The sequence below is a fragment of the Pseudoalteromonas sp. SR41-7 genome (assembly GCF_014163935.1).
Classification (GTDB): domain Bacteria; phylum Pseudomonadota; class Gammaproteobacteria; order Enterobacterales; family Alteromonadaceae; genus Pseudoalteromonas; species Pseudoalteromonas distincta.
Genome location: NZ_JACJEF010000005.1, coordinates 116164 through 133984, shown reverse-complemented (window position 1 = coordinate 133984; position 17821 = coordinate 116164). Strand labels below are relative to the sequence as shown.

Here is a 17821-nt window from a genome sequence, read left to right as displayed (position 1 = left end):
TAACATTGATTAAATTGTCACTAAGCCATAAATACCTAATGACACAAACACACAAGCAGCAATAGCACGTACGGTGTTTAGAGATATTCTTTTTAGTAATGCATTACCAGCATATATAACAGGCACGTTAGCAATTAGCATACCTAACGTGGTTCCTACCGTTACCCAAAACACAGACTGATATTGTGCGCCTAGCAACACTGTCGCTATTTGTGTTTTATCACCAATTTCTGCAATAAAAAATAATACAAAAGCAACTAAAAAAGCCCCGTAGCTATCGTATTTACTACTTACATCTTCGTCTTTGTCTGGAACTAATAGCCAAAGGCCAACAACAATAAAGCTGATGTTTACAAGCCAAGGTAAATATTCAGAAGAAAAACTATTACTTAACCACTGCCCAAACCACGCTGATAGGCCATGATTGAGTAAAGTTGCGGCTAAAATACCAAGAATAAGTGCGCTTTTATTACGAAAACGGGCAGCTAACAGGAGTGATAAAAGCTGGGTTTTATCGCCAATTTCGGCAAGTGTAACAGTGACGGTTGAGGTTAAAAAAACTTCCATTATTGATTCTTACAGGCGGGAATACTAAACCAAGGCAAACAACTATCTCCCGCCATGAGGATAGTGTCTACCTAGGTCTCGCCGATAACGCTTGCTACAACATTACAAACTTACCATGCACATGAGGTGCAATTATGTTGATAAGTTTACTCATTACTGAGCGGGCTACTCCCCTAAGAGGCGGCCATTATTCCATAACTTTACTTTTAGGTAAATATAGTTAAGAGAACAAATACCATATACTAATAAATAATTTATATTTATTAGTGAGGAAGCTATTGATAACAATTGTCGTTTAGATTAGTATGCACCTATTGAATGTAATTAACACGGTTTGTATTGATGTATATTTGTCTTTGTCACGGTGTGACTGATAAAAAAATTGAGCAAACAATTGACGATGGTGCAACGACCATGCGTGAATTAACCAAAGAGCTTAAAGTAGGCAGCCAATGCGGTAAGTGTTGTGGTTGTACTAAAAAGATCCTTAATCGCAGACTTATTCAAATTGCGGATGTAACGGATCAAGTTGCTTAATTACATATAAAATTTAGATATAAAAAAAGCAGCTTTTTAGCTGCTTTTTTTATGCTTGTTACTATTTACAGTTGAGACTGTAAGTAGTTTTTGATACCCGTATTTTTAATAAGTAATTGTTGGGTTTCTAACCAATCAATTTGCTCTTCTTGTTCATTTAAAATGTGATCAAGGGCTTCACGGGTAATGTAATCTTTTTTACTTTCAGCCAGTTTAACGGCGCTTCGTAACTCGTCAATAGTATCGAGTTCAAAACTCATGTTAGCAGCAATCATTTCTTCGCTGTTTTCACCAATACGTAATCGGCCTAGGTCTTGAAGATTTGGTAAGCCTTCTAAAAACAAAATACGTTCAATTAAACGATCAGCGTTTTTCATTTTTTGAATTGATACTTTGTAGTCTGCTTTATCAAGCTGTGTAAAGCCAAAATCTTTAAACATACGTGCATGTAAAAAGTATTGGTTAATACCAACAAGCTCATTAGCGAGTACTTTATTAAGCGCTGCAATAACGTCTTTATCGCCTTTCATAATATGCTCCCTACTAAGCCATTTGTGCTTGATGATAATTTTCAGAACCAATTTTATCAATTAGACCAAGTTGTTGCTCTAACCAGTAAACATGATCTTCTTCGGTATCAAATAACAGCTTTTCTAAAATGCTACGAGATTGATAATCTTGTTGTTCTTCACATATTGCGATTACGTCTTTAACACACGCAACTACTTCAAGCTCTAGTGTTAAATCGTTTTGCATCATGCTTTTTACATCGTTACCGATAAGTAAATCACGGCGCTTAGTCATATTTGGTACACCTTCTAAAAACAAGATGCGCTTGATAAGCCAGTCTGCGTGATCTTTTTCTTCTTCCATTTCGTGGTTAAGGCGCTCGTATAGTTTGTTTAAACCCCAGTCGTCATACATGCGCGAGTGTATAAAATACTGATCGATTGCTGCTAATTCGTTAGCTAACAATGTATTAAACGCATCGATTACTTTTTGATTACCTTTCATGATAAATCGCCTCAACTATTTCAATTGTATGCAGTGTAGTACATATAGCCTATATTGCAAGTTTTCTCTATAAAAATCATTGCGTTACTATTGGTTTTGATTCTTATTTAAGTTTGCGTTACTGCTTGGTTTATGGACAGTTTTTTATTTGTATTAGTATCTGAGAATGATTACTAGAGGTATTTATAAACAATAAGTAGAGATACTGCTTTTCATATTATCTTTTTAAATAAATAGGCATGCTGATGCCTATTTATTGAGTCTATCACTAATTAAAACTGGTATTTAGCACCCAGCGTTGCGGTTGTGCCTAATCCTTTAATATTATATCCACCGTAGGTGTAAGCCTGTGCGCGGGCAGGGTAGTAATCGCTATTAAATAGGTTTTCTATTCCAAAATACCCACTCCACCTGGCGTTAACATTGTATTGGCCACTTAAGTTGAATGTGTTGTAGCTACTAACAGGGCCCTGATCGCCAGAGTATTGGCCCTGTGCATTTTTATCAAAGCGCTTTCTGTTGCCTACATATAAAAAGCTCATTGCAAGCGATAGCTCGTCATTTGTTTGCCACGTTACATTCGCCGTTGCTTTGGGTGGGCTAATTTGGCTTGCGCCTAGGTAGTCATCAGCTTCGGTGTTTTTACCTTCTACGTAACTGTATGTGGCGCTTAATTTAAGGTCTTGGTTAATAGTATAATTAACTAACCCTTCGTAACCCCATATTTCTTGTGGTGCACGTACGGGTTCGTAAACACCCGTTACTTCATTATACTCATTACTTGTACCAAGCTCTGAGGTACTTCTGTAAAGAGCAAATTCAAAACGTACGTTTTCAAACTGTGAGGTAAAACCAATTTCGTAATTGTCGATTATTGAGGCTTGTGTTTGAACAAGTGCAATATCGTCAACAGTTGCAGCGCGAAGTAGGCGACCAATATCAGAAATATCAGAGCCCTGTGAATAACTAAAAAATGGGCTGAATGCATCTGTTAAATTGTATTTTATGCCTGCATTATACGTTGTAGCGTCATAGTTTATGGTATCACCACGCACATTTAATGGTACTGAACATTGAGATACGGTTTTGCAAAGTTTTAGCGTTTGGTAGTCACTTACACTCAAATCAATGCTTTCGTTTCTTACACCCGCTTTTACAATAATATCGTCGTTTATTACCCATTTGGTTTGTAAAAAGCCAGCCACACTTTTCATGTCCATTTCTGGCACCCACACACGGCCATCTACTAAAGGTTGCGATGTTTTATCATTTAAGGCATCAATACCGTAGATTAGAGTGGCTGTTAGGTTTTCAAAATCAAACTGGCTATTAAATGTAGCTCTTGCACCTTGCTTGTCTGATTTAATAACCGATTGACCACCGCTATAACCTTCATCAAGATTGGCTAAAGCGGTTGAGAAAAAGAATACGTTTTCTATATTTTGTTTATACAGATCGAGGGTCATTTGTGTGTTTTCAAACAACGCGTAATCAACATATTTTAGGGTTATATTTTCGTTGCCTTCTGGGCCTTGCGGTTTACCTTGTTTTTGAAGCGCTAATGGGACGTGTATAGCGTATGTTTTTTCCCCTATATTGCCATCGCCAGTAACATCGCCTAAATCAGTTTTTTGCTGTGAGCTGTAAAAGTTATAGCTGAACTGCAGTTGCTTTTCGTCGTCAAAATCATAAGTTAGTTTGGTAAAATAGTTTTGAGTTTCAGAGTCTGATAAACCATATTGCAAGCCTAAAATATCGCCCTGTGCATCGCGTTGTACGCCGTTTTCTTCATAGCTTGCCGTTAACAGGTAGCTTAGTTGGTCGAGCTTACCGTTTACTGCGGCTGATACTCTACCGCCACCACTTTCTGCTAATTTAACAGCGCTAAAGCGGCTTGAAATACTTATTTCGCCTTCCGGTTTACCATCACTACGCGCTTGTTTTGTTATGTAGTTAATAATGCCACCTGAGGCACCATTACCATAAATAGACGTTGCGCCTTTTATGACTTCAATGCGCGCTATTGCGCTGGAGTCTAACGTTTTTACGCCTAAAGAACCATTACGAAGAGGGGTTGATTGCGGTACGCCATCAATCATTATTAATGGCGCACGGCCGCGTAGTGTTTGTCCTGAATTACTAGAACTGCCTGTATCTGGGGCAAGGCCAGGAACCATTTGCGCGAGTAAACTTCCCAATTCTGAGCTTACTTTTAAATGCTGTTGTATTTGTTGCTGATTAATAACGGTGATCGAGGCTGGTACTTCGTCAATGCTTTCTGATATACGGCTGCCTGAAACAATGACATGCTCAAATTGATCAGAATTGTATTCATTTTTATTATTTTCATTTGCTAACGTGTTAGTACTTATTGCAACAGCGATAAGGCAAAGCGAAGTTTTTAACATGGGGTGTCTTAGTTGATAACAATTTACGTAATGGTAATCATTATCAACTAATGACGCAAGTGTTAATGAGATTTATTTCCATTTATGGCGTTTTAACCAGAAATACACACCGCTTACAATAAAAAATGCGAGTGAAAGGGCTATTAATAACCATAAAAACTGCACGATAGGACCTGCAAAATCACCAATGTGAAACTTATATTTGAAGTTCCATGCTTGTGTTGTGAAGTTTGTTTTACTGGCGTCAAATGAGTTTAATACTTTACCCGTAAATGGGTTAGTCCAAACCCAGCTGTAAGCGTGACTTTCGCCAGGGTTTTGCATTCTCAGTGCAATTGCTTCGTCATCCTTTTTAGGTAAGTAAATTCTATATAATTTACCGTCTGGAAATACGTTCTCTGCATTTTTAATTGCTTCATTGTAGTTTAAAGTAGCTTGAGAAGGGGTTATTACTTTTGGTGCTTTAGGTCTTTGTTCTACCTTGTTTAAGGTCACAAATTCTAATACCGATTGAGTTTGTGTTTTCCAGTTAAATGCCATACCAGTAAAGGCAATCAGCATAAGCGGTATAAAAAAGTAAACACCAAGCACTGTATGTAATTGATACATGAGCACTCTAAATTTGGCTTTTGGTTTTATAGCTAAACGTTTAACTCTGTTTTTGGGCTTTACCCATAAATAAAAGCCCAGTAATACATTTATTAAAAGTAGCAATGCACACACCGACATCCAATTTCGAAAGGTTTTTTCACCTTTACTGTTTTCAAACAACAGCCAACGATGTAATCCCATAGCAAACCCATAAATCGTATCGGTTGATTCATAGATGTTTAGTACACTCCCTGAGTAGGGGTTAACACTGGCGTAGTGTTTATTGGCTAACCGAAATTGCCATGCTGCGTTTGGCGCTTGTTCGGGCATAAAAAAGGTGATTTTTTGCTTAGTTTGAGCTTGTACATTTTGTATAAGTTCATCGTAATGCATTAAGTTTTTTTGGGGTGTTACTTGCCATTTCTCAGGCTCTATTAGGTGCTGTATGTCTTTTGCATAAATCATAACAGCACCGGTTAGGCTCACTATTAATAAAAATAGTCCGCTAATTAGGGCAAGGCCTAAATGAATTCTACGTAACCAAAGTTTCAAAAACGGTATCTCATTATGAGTTAATGACAATATTGTAAATGATAATACGAGCTGTTTTCAATTAAATAGTTATGTATTTGGTTTAGCTTGTTATTAAGAGCATTAAATTGGGCTTTAATTTGCGATTGGTCGGATTTCTATTATGCAATTTTCAATATTAAAATTGTCGTGTAAAAAGCTTTTTACTACTGGCAAATTAATTAAGTGCTGAGTGCCAATAATAAGCTCACAATAATTTTCTTTATCATCTAGTTGCCAAAGCTTAATGCTAACTACCGATTCGATATTAAATTCATTACTAATAGCATGTGATATTGCGTGTATATCAATATTGCTAGGCGCTGCTTGCATTAAAATTTTGCAGCTTTGCTTTAATAGTAAAATGCCATGATAAATTACATAAAGAGAAATAAGCACAGTGGCAATTAAGTCAACGATATACCACTGGTATAAAATAATTAAGGTGCCCGCAATAATAACAACAATAGATGCCATTGCATCTGATACGTTATGAATAAAGGCCGCTTTTATATTTATACTGTGATTTGCGCCAGCTCGGTAGGTTAAATATGCGGTTGCTAAATCAATAATCAATGCTATTGCTGCCACCCACACAACTATCCAACCATTAATTGGTTGAGGGTTTAAATAGCTCGAAATGGCTTCAAAAATTAAATACACACCAATTAATATCAATGTACTGCTATTAAAAAGTGTGGCAAGTATTTCAGCGCGTTTATAGCCAAAATGATGAGTGGTGTCAGCAGGTTTATTACCAATTTTACGTGCAACGAGCGCGATAAATATAGCGGCAGCATCACTTAAATTATGAAGTGCATCGGCTATAAGTGACAAACTGCCCGAAAATACCCCGCCAATAACTTGGGCTACGGTTAGCAATACATTAATAACCACAGCGACGGTTAGCTGTTTATCGCTCTGGTTTTCGTCTACATGACTATGTGAGTGATCGTGCGCCATAATGACCTCAAATGTATTAATTGAATATTGCTTATATCATGGCTGGTTTAAAACCGCTACAGATGTGGTAGCGTCAATAAATCTAATTATAAGTTAGTAATAAAGGCGTATATTTTAAAAAGTGTGAATTTAATATTGTAACGCTAAACACCCATTTTTTAAGGAGTTTACCGCTCAAAACTTGCGTCTTTATATATTTAGTGCATTAATGTAAGTAATATTAAATGATTATAAGTTGCTGGATATTAAGCATGCACAAAGGTTTAAACTTTGATGAATTAACAGGTAAAGGACAGTCTGTTCGAAGTAAGTTAATTATAACCTTTATAATTATAGCCTTAGGGCCACTATGTATACTTACTTGGTTTAGCCTTGGACATGTAAATAGCACGCTTAAGCAAAATGCAGACGCTGAACTAAACGAGCTTAATAATATAGGTAAGCAATTTGCTGATATTTGGTTTGCAGAGCATGTTAAGGATCTATATTTGCTTAGGGCGCAGTTTGATATTAGCCCGACTAAAAAACAACAATTAATAGCGCAATTTGTTGAGCAGTACGACTTTGTTAATAATGTAGAACTTATTGATGTAAACCTCGTTAAATCACTACCTTCATCACCCTTTTTTAATATTATTAAAGATCAACGTTTTAATAACATACTCTCTGGTATTAAAAATACAGGTAAAATCCAATTTCAGTCAATGACAGTCTCAGGGCGTGAGTATCATATTATTGGCTTACCGTTAGTAAATACCGAAAATAAGCTACAAGCCATATTGCTCGCAGATATAAATTTAAACGGCTTATTAAATAATCTAAGTAAAATACACGCTGCAAATAAAGACATAACATTTTATGTTATGCATAATAATAAAATTCAAAAAAATAATAATTCAGAAGATTCTCAACCACTATTTTTCTCTCAAAACGGCTCCCCAACGCAACGTGTTTTTTCTTACAGTAATAAAAATGAAGAGACTTTATACGGGTATATTGATTCTCTAGAGTTTTTAAATGAATCTGGATGGCAATTACTTGTAACAAAACCAAAAGAAGTTGCACTACAAGGTGCTAATTTTTATAAACAGCTTGCTTTATTAACAAATGCGGGGGCATTGCTGCTTATATTAACGTCATCGTGGTGGTTTGGGCGTCGACTTTCTAGACCTTTAATTAACTTAGCTAAAATTGTTGAAAGTATTACAAAAGGAGATAAGGTAAAAGTCCCTGTAATAAACGACAGTATTGAGTTTAACCAGCTTTCATTGGGTTTACGTAATTTAGTAGCCGTAAAAGAAGAGCAACACAGTATATTACAAAAGCAACGCTCTGCACTTCAAATTGCATTAAAACAATTAGCCGAGCAAAAAAGTGCATTAGATGAACACGCTATTGTTGCTGTAACTGATTTGCATGGCACCATCACTTTTGTAAATAAGAAATTTTGTGAGATTAGTGGCTACGATGAACACGAATTAATAGGTCAAAACCATCGCCTTTTAAATTCAGGAAAACACGAAAAAGCATTTTTTAAAAATATGTATAAAACGCTTAAACGTGGTGATATATGGAACGGGCAAATATGCAATAAAGCTAAGCATGGTGGCATATATTGGGTAGATACGACGATTGCACCATTTTTAGATGAAAATGGAAAACCGCAAAACTATATTGCTATTCGTAATGACATTACAGCCCTGAAAGTACAAGAGCTAGAGCTTGAGCAACACAAAACACAGTTACAGTTAGTGATAGACTCAACAGCCGTGGGTATTTGGGATTGGTATATTGATACGAATAAAGTGACGTTTAATAACCGCTGGGCCGAGATAATAGGTTACAAACTCAGTGAGATTGAGCCTTGTACTATAGATACTTGGTATACATATGCTCACCCAGACGACTTAGTGATATCAAATAAAAAACTTCAAGAGCACTTTGCCGGTGAGACTGACTATTTTGTTAGTGAAGCCCGCATGAAGCATAAAAATGGACATTGGATTTGGGTACTCGATACTGCAAAAGTAGTTGAGTGGAATACCGATGGCTCTCCAAAACGTATGATAGGTACGCATTTAGATATATCAGAACGAAAATCTACAGAGCTTGAGCTACAAGGAAGCCGCGATAGGTTTGCATCTTTGGTATCAAATATCCCTGGCATTATTTATCGATGTAAGTTTGATAATAAATTAAGCATGCTTTATATGAGCGAGCAAGCGAGTGGAATAACAGGTTATTCACCTGATGAGTTGATACATGATGAACCCCCCAGCTTTTTTGATTTGATATGCGAAGACGATTCTAAAAAAATAAAAGATGAAATTCTACGTTGTGTTAGCGCTAAGCAGTCATGGTCTGTTGAGTATAGGATTACAGCCCGCGATGGCTCCTTACATTGGGTAAATGAAAAAGGCCAAGCCATTTACGCAGATGATGGCAGCATATTGTATTTAGATGGATTTATTTTTGATATTACAGAGCGTTACAATACACAGTTAAAAATAAATCGTCAGCAAAGCCTACTTGAATCAATGAGTAAGCAAGGGCAGATTGGCGCATGGGAGATGGACTTAGATGCGCATACACTTTATTGGTCTGATGAAGTTAAAGTTATTCACGAAGTACCAGAGGACTTTGAACCGAGCATAGATACCGCTATTAACTTTTATAAACCAGGCATACACCGAGATACTATAAGTACCTTATTTGAGTGCGCAGTGACTTTAGGTGAAAGCTGGAGTGTAGAGCTTATTATTTTGACCTATTCTGGGCAAGAGCGTTGGGTTAAATCGATGGGCCAAGCTGAGCTTAAAGACGGTAAATGTGTACGTGTGTTTGGTTCATTTCAAAGTATTGATGCACATAAACGACTTGAACTTGAGAGCGAAAAAGCAAATCGTTATAACAAAAATTTAGCCGCGCTTACAGTCGCACCTGAGGTGCAAAATAGTGATGTAGAACAGGTTAAAAAGCTAGCCGTTAAATCTATGTGTGAAGTGCTAAATGTTACACGAGCTTCGATATGGATCTTTAACGAAAAACGAGATGTGATGACGTGTCATTGCTTATATATAAATGGTCAAGGGTTTGTAGATACCGACGCTATTTTAACTGCTAAAGACTACCCAGCTTATTTTAATGCTATTTATAAACATAATTTAGTGGCTATTGATGATGTTTATACTCACTCAGCAACTGTTGATTTTATTGAAGCATATGTAACACCACTAAATATTAAATCGATGCTTGATGCTGTAATTGCAACAGGCGATGGTAATTTAGGTATTTTGTGCGCTGAAACAGTAGGCGAGCATCACAACTGGACGCAAAGTGAAGAAACGTATCTTCGCTCATTAGCTACTTTAGTGGGAAGCACTTTAGTTTCTCAAAAACGAAAAGTAATTAGTGAGGAGCTAAAAGTAGCACTCGTGAAAGCTGAAGATGCAGCCATTGCTAAGAGCCAATTTTTAGCAACCATGAGCCATGAAATTAGAACGCCGATGAATGGCGTACTCGGCATGCTAGAGCTTGTTCAATTAGAGTCGTTATCTAAACCAATAGAAACAAAAGTAGATATAGCCAAAAAAAGTGCACATTCTTTATTGGGTGTAATTAATGATATTTTAGATTTCTCTAAAGCTGAAGCAGGTAAAATCGAGCTTGAAGAGATTAACTTTAATGGACGTGATTTAATTGGTGAAGTTGCTGCCGCACAAGCATTTACAGCTCAAGACAAAGGTATTGAAATTATTTTGGATCTGGTAGCGCTAGAGCCTTCGCAGTTATGCGGCGATCCTGGGCGCATTCGCCAAGTTATTACTAATTTATTAAGCAACGCCGTTAAGTTTACGAGTCAAGGCGAGGTTGTTGTAAGCGCGAAAATTAATAAAGTAGCTCAAGGTTTAGAGTTTGTTGTAAGTATAAAGGACTCAGGCATAGGAATTAGTTTAGAAAAACAAGAGCAATTATTTACCCCTTTCTCTCAAGTCGATGCATCAACAACGCGTGAATATGGAGGCAGTGGCTTAGGGCTGGCTATTTGTAAGCAGCTTTGTGAACTAATGGGGGGAGCTATCTCTCTCTCTAGCGAAGCCGGTAAAGGGAGTACTTTTACTGCCACTATAATGCTGACTCCGGGAGATCAAAAAGAACGTTATATTCCTAATATTAATATGGAAGAGCTAACCGTTTTGGTTGTTGATGATAACGAGACAAATCGAATTGTAATTTCACAGCAGCTTGAGCACTGGGGCGCTAAGGTTGCGCTTGCATGTGACGCACGCGAAGCTCTTGATATGTGCGCGCAGCAGTATAAAAGTAACAATTGCATGTATGACATTGCAGTGCTTGATATGCAAATGCCAGGAATGGATGGTATAGAGCTGTGTAAAGCACTAAAAGCACATGAACATTATAAATCAATGCCACTTGTAATGATGACCAGTATTGCTGGTATGGAAGGTGCGCAGCGCTATTCTAATGCAGGCTTTCAGGCATATTTCCCCAAACCTGTAACCACTGCCGATTTAATTTCTGCACTGTCGGTTATAACGAGTAATGCTGCAGGCGAGGCGCTCCCACTTGTTACGTCAGGCTATATTTCCTCACTTAAAAAAGAAAAAATGCAGGAGTCTTCCCAAATACTACTGGTGGAAGATAATCCAATTAACCAACAGGTGGCTAAATTAATGCTCAAAAAGCTTAATTGTGACGTTACTATTGCTGGGAATGGCCAATTAGCGATTGATATATTAGAAGCGCATGATTCAGGATACTTTAAGCTCGTACTTATGGATTGCCAAATGCCAGTTATGGATGGTTTTGCTGCAACCGCTGCTATTCGTAAAGGCGTGGCGGGCATACAGCATAAAAACATTAAAATAATCGCTATCACCGCAAATGCAATGAACTCAGATAAAGAGCGTTGTATAACAGCTGGAATGGATGATTACTTGAGTAAACCTATTCAATTAGATATTTTAAAAGATAAATTAGAGCAGTATATTTAAGGTAAAAATACAATGAGCCAACCCGTTATAATACGTGATGCAAAACCAAGTGACGCAAAAACAATTTTGCACTTTATTACCGAACTTGCCATATATGAAAAAGAACCTGATGCAGTAAAAACAGACGAGCAGGCAATTTTAGATACTCTGTTTAGTGAAGGTGCAACTGCGCACAGCATAATTTGTTTAGAAGGTGATGAGCCAATTGGTTTTGCGGTATATTTTTATAATTACTCTACCTGGTTAGGTAAAAATGGCCTATACCTTGAAGATTTATACGTAAGCCCAGATAGCCGTGGCAATGGTGCAGGTAAAGCCATTATGAAGCACTTAGCTAATAAGGCGATTAGTAATGACTGTGGTCGTTTTGAATGGGTAGTGCTTGATTGGAATAAACCCGCTATCGATTTTTACAATAGCATTGGTGCAAAGCCGCAAAACGAATGGATTATATATCGCTTAACAGGGCAGGAATTACTAGACTTTGCTAAATAGTTAATGAAAATCATTTGCATTTAGGTTTATGGGTGTGTAAGTTAAGTACACTCCCATAAATAAACGTGCAGATGATTATATGATCTCAAACCAAAAACAATCCCACTCAGATTTACTTTGTCTTGATCAAGCATTAAGCCCTTGGCAGTCGAATATAATGCAAGGTAATTATGCATTTGAACAAGGTGCACTTCTCGAAGCCCGCGATAAATACTTATTAGCTAAAACACTTGCAGATCATCTTCTTCAGCAGTTTTTATATGCTCAGATTAATAACAATGTCATCCATGCTATTGAGCATTGCATACCTGCACTTGTTGTTGCGTCGCATAATTTAGCTGACACCTATATAGCTATGCAACAGCCTGAAAATGCATGCAAATGGCTATGCGAAGTACACTTAACACTCTGTTCGCTAATTAAGCATACTCATTACGATATACAAAAAGTGAGTAAGCATCATTACACTAAAACGTCCTCTGAACTTGTATTATTTGCAAGACGCTATCATTTTTTACCTGAGCTAATAGAGCAAGTGAATTTTTGCTTATGCTCAGAGAGCACTACAAACAATCAACTGCACTAATTTAAAAGAAAAAGGAGTATTTATGGCTTTTACTTTGCCTGCACTTAACTATGAGTACGATGCGCTTGAGCCTCATATTGATGGTAAAACAATGCATATTCACCACACATTGCATCATCAAACGTATATCAATAAAGCCAATGCTGCTTTAGCAGATACTGTTTATGCAACCGCAAATGCTGAAAAATTACTTAAGGGAATAAACAGCCTGCCTAGTAATTTACAAAAAGCAGTACAAGAGCATGTAGGAGGGCATTTTAATCACAGCTTATTTTGGCAAGTAATGAGCCCAGAAGGAGGAGGGGAACCTGAAGGTAGTGTAGCTCAGGCAATAAATGAACAGTTTGGCAGTTTTGATAAGTTTAAAGATCAATTTACTGCTGCTGCAATTAGTCAATTTGGCAGTGGTTGGGCGTGGCTATGTGTGACCCCAGATAAAAAGTTGATTGTAGAAAATAGTGCTAATCAAGATTGCCCTTTAATGCAGGGAAATACCCCTATTTTGGGACTTGATGTATGGGAGCATGCCTACTATTTGAAGTATCAAAATAAGCGTCCTGACTATATTGCTGCTTTTTATAATGTAATTAATTGGACTGAAGTTGAAAAACGCTACCTAGCCGCAATAAGTTGAGTGCCGAATATGGCTAGTAATACAGTTTATTTTCTATAAGCTAGGCTCTATTAGATTAATTTATAGAGCCGTTTATGTACACTTCACATTGGCAAAAAGCACGTCAGAGTCGCGATCCTCGTTTTGACGGGCTTTTTTACGTAGCGGTAAAAAGTACCGGTATTTATTGCAGACCAATTTGCCCTGCACCAACGGCTCACGAAAAAAACGTTGCTTATTATCAGTTTGCCCATAACGCGGCGCAAGATGGTTTTAGGCCCTGTATTCGTTGCAGGCCCGATAGTGCCCCAGGCAGCGCAGCATGGCAGGGTACAAAAACGACGGCACTTAGAGCAAAACATTTAATAGATCAAAATGACGAGCACGACTGCGAAAAATTAGCAGCTCGTTTAGGCGTAAGTAGTCGTTATTTAAGGCAGTTGTTTAAGCAGTATTTTGGCGTGTCGATTACGCAATATCGATTATTTAACCAATGCCACTTTGCTAAAAAACTGATTCAAGAAACACATTTACCCCTTACCGAAATAGCGTTTTCCGCAGGCTTTAAAAGCATTAGGCGCTTTAATGATGCATTTTTACAGCAGTTAAATATAGCTCCCTCGAAGCTGCGCAGTGGCGATAAAAAGCCAACGTCAACACTCACTTTAACCCTGCCATTTAGGCCGCCTTATAATTGGCCTGCTTTGCAGGGCTTTTTACAAAGGCGCTTGATAAAACCAATGGAGTGGATAACACAAACGAGCTACGGGCGTACTTTTGCAACTGAGAAATATAAAGGAAGCTTTACCGCTGAATTTATAGCGAGTAAAAACCACTTTAGTGTGTCTATCAATATAGACAATACGGCGTACTTACAAACAGTTATAAATAATATACGCCGTGTGCTTGATTTAGATGCCGATATTAATTTAATTGAAACGCATTTAAGCGCCAATATAAACAATGCGTTTACAGTGTGCGAAGGGCTCAGACTTCCGGGGATTTGGTCAAGTTTTGAAGCCGGTATAAGAGCGGTACTTGGGCAACAAGTGAGTGTTACTGCAGCGCATAATTTAGTAACAAAGTTAGTTGATGAATTAGGCGAAAAAGAGGGCGATGCCGTTTATTTTCCTACGGCTAAAATTGTTGCTAATAGTGATTTTGCATTTTTTAAAATGCCACAAGCACGCAAAAATGCGCTACACAACTTAGCCCAATTTTGTGCACTAAATCCTGAAAATGACGATTTAGACGAATGGCTTAGCTTAAAGGGAATTGGTCCTTGGACAGTAAATTATGCAAAGCTGCGAGGACAAAGCCAACCCGATATATTACTTGATGGCGACTTAGGTGTTAAAAAAGCTCAAGCGGCGGCAAACCCTTTTGAGCCTGCTAATTGCGCTCCTTTTCGCTCTTACTTAACGTTTCAACTTTGGCAGCAATTATAATGATCATTCAAACATCAATTTCGAGCCCTATAGACGACATAATTATTCAAGCGACTGATAAAGGTGTGAGTTATGTTGGGTTTTATCCTCCAGTTGAGCACTCTTATACGCCATTTGAGCAAGTTACTAACAAGGCGGTGCTTATTTGCGCTGCGCAGTTAAATGAGTACTTTGCAAAAAAACGCACTATGTTTGATGTACCACTTGATACAACCGGTACGGTATTTCAGCAAAGTGTATGGCAAGCACTATTAACGGTGCCTTTTGGACAATCGCAAACATACGGCTATATTGCTAACCAACTCAATAACCCAAAAGCAGTGAGGGCAGTAGGCGCTGCTAATGGTAAAAATCCGATTAGTATTATTGTACCGTGCCACCGCATTATTGGCGCAAATGCAAAGTTAACGGGCTATGCTGGTGGGCTTGAAAGGAAACTGTGGTTGCTGAAACACGAAGGATTAATGTAAATTAATTGATAAAATATAGCCAGTCTGCTTAACTCAACCTATAATTTAAATAATCAACTAATAAAAATTATTATGCGTATTAATAGCTTAGTGTACTTTTTTATTGCCAGTTTAATGTTTACCGCTACTGCGTTTAGCAAGCCGCAAAGTCTCGTGTTTTGTTACGAAGACAAAAATATAGCACCCATGTTTTTAGGTGATGGCCAAAATATACCAACAGATAAACCTGGTGCATCAATCGAAATACTTCAACAACTTGATTTAGCATTGCCCAATGTAGCAATATCATTTGTTAGAAAGCCATGGCGTAGATGCTTAAACGATTTAGAATTTAATCGAGTTAATGCTGTTATTGCAAGTTACCGCAAAGGGCGAGAAAACGTTGCTGTTTATCCTGTTGATGAGCAAGGTAAGTTACAAGATGACTACGCAGTAAGTGAATTTGGCAGCTGTCTTATAGGGCGTTATAAATTTCATAAGGAATGGGAGACTCGTGAAGTATTTCAAAATAAAGCATTTACGATAGCTATTCCTAATGGTTATGGGCTAAATAGCGCGTTAAAAGAAGAACCATTTTTTATTCATAATACGTTTTCTAAAAGCAAAGCTTTTGAGTTGCTAGATAAGGGGGTAGTGCAGGCGAGCGTTGATCTATGCCAAGTAGATGGCTTAAAAGTGTCGAGTTATCCGTATGAGGGTAATAATGTTAAACCTATTTTTCCCCCTTACGAAACTAGCCATGGTTATCTTGTTTTTTCAAAAAAATTCTATGAAGAAAATAATGCTCTAAGTTGGGAAATGTGGCAGTGGTTATCAAAATTTGAAAGTGCACCTGTGTATATTAAATACTTACAAACACTTAAATAAACTCATTAAATTCGCGTTTGTAAATTGGTATTAATTTAATATTAAGGTAGCATAAGCGCACTTTTTATAAAATGGCACCGCAATGGCTCAATTATACTTTTACTACTCTGCAATGAATGCAGGTAAATCAACCACGTTATTACAATCTGCATTTAATTATAAAGAACGTGGCATGGAACCTGTGATCCTGACTGCTGCCATTGATGATAGACAAGGCGTGGGTAAAGTATCGTCTCGTATTGGGTTGCAAGCTGATGCGCATGTATTTGATGCCAGTAAAGATGTTTTTGATCTTATTCAATCACTCAATGATGATAAAAAGCGCCATTGTGTGTTAGTTGACGAGTGCCAATTTTTATCAAAAGAACAAGTAATGCAATTAACCGATGTGGTTGATGAACTCGGTATACCGGTATTGTGTTATGGCCTGCGTAACGACTTTAGAGGCGAGCTATTTATAGGGTCGCAATATTTGCTTGCGTGGGCTGATAAGTTAGTTGAGCTTAAAACTGTTTGCCACTGTGGACGTAAAGCAAACCATGTACTGCGTACCGATGAAAATGGCGAAGCAATAGCCGATGGTAACCAAGTAGAAATTGGCGGCAATGACCGATATGTTTCGGTATGCCGCAAACATTATAAAGCCGCGTTAAATATGGGCCGATAAAGCATTTAAAAATGTATCAATATCTTCGCGGGTTATATCTAAATGCGTAACTAGCCTAAGCTGCTTGCTTGGGCTAAATAATATGCCTTGTTGTTTAAGCGCTTCAGCAATATCTTTAATATTTATACTGCTACTGTATGTTGCGTAAACCATATTAGTGGTGTTAGTCATATCGACAGTAAAGCCACTGATTTCACTTAATTGTTGAGCCAAATAACGTGCATTTTCATGATCGTCTTTTAAGCGCTCTACATTGTGCTCAAGTGCAAATTGTCCAGCGGCTGCAAGCATTCCGGCTTGGCGCATACCGCCACCAAGTACTTTTCTCCATCGTCTTGCTTTATTAATAAGTGCTGGTGAGCCTAATAATAAAGAGCCTACGGGCGCCCCCAAACCTTTAGATAAACAAATAGAAACTGAGTCAAAGTGCTTTGTAATTTCAGTGATATCAACTTTTAGCTCAACAGCGGCATTAAAAGCACGTGCGCCGTCTAAGTGCAGCGCTAAACTATGCGTATTAACAAAGTCACGTGCTTGGGCTAAGTACTCAAGCGGGAGTACTTTTCCGCCAATGGTATTTTCTAAGCTGAGCAATCGCGTTTTTGCAAAATGACAATCGTCTGGTTTTATAGCCGTCGCTATTTTACTAAAAGGTATACTGCCATCAGCATCGTTTTCAATAGGCTGTGGTTGCACAGACCCTAAAACAGCTGCGCCACCACCTTCAAACTTATAATTGTGAGCATTTTGGCCACAAATGTATTCGTCACCTCGCTCACAGTGCGCCATTAACGCAAGTAAGTTGGCTTGTGTGCCTGAGCTACAATAAAGTGCGGCTTCAAAATTAAAACGCTTACACGCATAGGCTTCTAGTTGGTTAACGCTTTCATCATCACCATATACATCGTCACCAACCGGTGCGTTGTACATAATATCGCGCATTTCTTTTGTTGGTTTTGTAACTGTATCAGAGCGAAAATCTATCATGATTGCCTTATCCTTTTTATTAT

Annotated in this window: 16 protein-coding genes; 9 read left to right on the top strand and 7 right to left on the bottom strand. The window is 37.8% G+C overall.

What is annotated here, in order from left to right; genetic code table 11:
• Window positions 1-9 precede the first annotated feature (9 nt).
• Entirely contained in the window at window positions 10-567 is a 558-nt protein-coding gene (locus tag H5092_RS08575; RefSeq protein ID WP_024605680.1) for a TMEM165/GDT1 family protein, read from the bottom strand.
• A gap of 342 nt (window positions 568-909) precedes the next feature.
• On the opposite strand from H5092_RS08575, the gene H5092_RS08570 reads away from it, so the two are divergent.
• Window positions 910-1104, top strand: a complete 195-nt coding sequence (locus H5092_RS08570) for a (2Fe-2S)-binding protein (RefSeq protein ID WP_002960627.1) — start codon at window positions 910-912, stop codon at window positions 1102-1104.
• A gap of 65 nt (window positions 1105-1169) precedes the next feature.
• Here H5092_RS08570 and bfr (H5092_RS08565) read toward each other — a convergent pair whose 3' ends face one another.
• The 5 genes from bfr (H5092_RS08565) to H5092_RS08545 all read right to left on the bottom strand — a co-directional run bounded on the left by bfr (H5092_RS08565) (window position 1170) and on the right by H5092_RS08545 (window position 6650).
• Entirely contained in the window at window positions 1170-1634 is a 465-nt protein-coding gene (gene bfr / locus H5092_RS08565; RefSeq protein WP_002958984.1) for a bacterioferritin, read from the bottom strand.
• 13 nt (window positions 1635-1647) lie between these two features.
• Window positions 1648-2118 carry a bacterioferritin gene (gene bfr, locus H5092_RS08560; RefSeq protein ID WP_002958985.1) on the bottom strand — a complete coding sequence of 157 codons (471 nt, stop codon included), beginning with the start codon at window positions 2116-2118 and terminating at the stop codon, window positions 1648-1650.
• Between the two features lie 272 nt (window positions 2119-2390).
• On the bottom strand, window positions 2391-4526 hold the full coding sequence (locus H5092_RS08555; RefSeq protein ID WP_182733316.1) for a TonB-dependent receptor: 2136 nt from the start codon (window positions 4524-4526) through the stop codon (window positions 2391-2393).
• A 72-nt stretch (window positions 4527-4598) separates the two neighbouring features.
• Complete coding sequence (locus H5092_RS08550) at window positions 4599-5669, bottom strand: PepSY domain-containing protein (protein WP_182695205.1); 1071 nt, start codon at window positions 5667-5669, stop codon at window positions 4599-4601.
• A 114-nt stretch (window positions 5670-5783) separates the two neighbouring features.
• Window positions 5784-6650: a cation diffusion facilitator family transporter gene (locus tag H5092_RS08545; protein ID WP_182733315.1), complete on the bottom strand. Its 867-nt coding sequence runs from the start codon at window positions 6648-6650 to the stop codon at window positions 5784-5786.
• A 251-nt stretch (window positions 6651-6901) separates the two neighbouring features.
• Between H5092_RS08545 and H5092_RS08540 the strand changes: the two genes are divergently transcribed.
• The 8 genes from H5092_RS08540 (at window position 6902) to H5092_RS08505 (ending at window position 16811) form a co-directional block, all read left to right on the top strand.
• Window positions 6902-11665, top strand: a complete 4764-nt coding sequence (locus H5092_RS08540; protein ID WP_182733314.1) for a PAS domain-containing protein — start codon at window positions 6902-6904, stop codon at window positions 11663-11665.
• Window positions 11666-11677: 12 nt separating this feature from the next.
• Entirely contained in the window at window positions 11678-12160 is a 483-nt protein-coding gene (locus H5092_RS08535) for a GNAT family N-acetyltransferase (RefSeq protein WP_024608844.1), read from the top strand.
• A gap of 79 nt (window positions 12161-12239) precedes the next feature.
• On the top strand, window positions 12240-12746 hold the full coding sequence (locus H5092_RS08530; protein ID WP_182724041.1) for a hypothetical protein: 507 nt from the start codon (window positions 12240-12242) through the stop codon (window positions 12744-12746).
• A 22-nt stretch (window positions 12747-12768) separates the two neighbouring features.
• Window positions 12769-13380 (top strand): superoxide dismutase, encoded by a 612-nt coding sequence (locus H5092_RS08525; protein ID WP_154902934.1) that lies wholly within the window; start codon window positions 12769-12771, stop codon window positions 13378-13380.
• Between the two features lie 74 nt (window positions 13381-13454).
• On the top strand, window positions 13455-14807 hold the full coding sequence (locus tag H5092_RS08520) for a DNA-3-methyladenine glycosylase 2 family protein (protein ID WP_182733313.1): 1353 nt from the start codon (window positions 13455-13457) through the stop codon (window positions 14805-14807).
• A complete protein-coding gene (locus tag H5092_RS08515) occupies window positions 14807-15277 on the top strand; it encodes a methylated-DNA--[protein]-cysteine S-methyltransferase (RefSeq protein ID WP_182716314.1) in 471 nt (156 codons plus the stop codon). The genes H5092_RS08520 and H5092_RS08515 overlap by 1 nt, the downstream gene beginning before the upstream one ends.
• A 72-nt stretch (window positions 15278-15349) precedes the next feature.
• Window positions 15350-16144, top strand: coding sequence for an amino acid ABC transporter substrate-binding protein (locus tag H5092_RS08510; RefSeq protein WP_182716315.1), 795 nt, complete (start codon window positions 15350-15352; stop codon window positions 16142-16144).
• 82 nt (window positions 16145-16226) lie between these two features.
• Window positions 16227-16811 (top strand): thymidine kinase, encoded by a 585-nt coding sequence (locus H5092_RS08505; protein WP_182716316.1) that lies wholly within the window; start codon window positions 16227-16229, stop codon window positions 16809-16811.
• On the opposite strand, the gene ltaE is transcribed toward H5092_RS08505, so the two are convergent.
• Window positions 16794-17798 (bottom strand): low-specificity L-threonine aldolase, encoded by a 1005-nt coding sequence (ltaE, locus tag H5092_RS08500; RefSeq protein ID WP_182733312.1) that lies wholly within the window; start codon window positions 17796-17798, stop codon window positions 16794-16796. The two genes, H5092_RS08505 and ltaE, sit on opposite strands and share 18 nt — an antisense overlap.
• Window positions 17799-17821 lie beyond the last annotated feature (23 nt).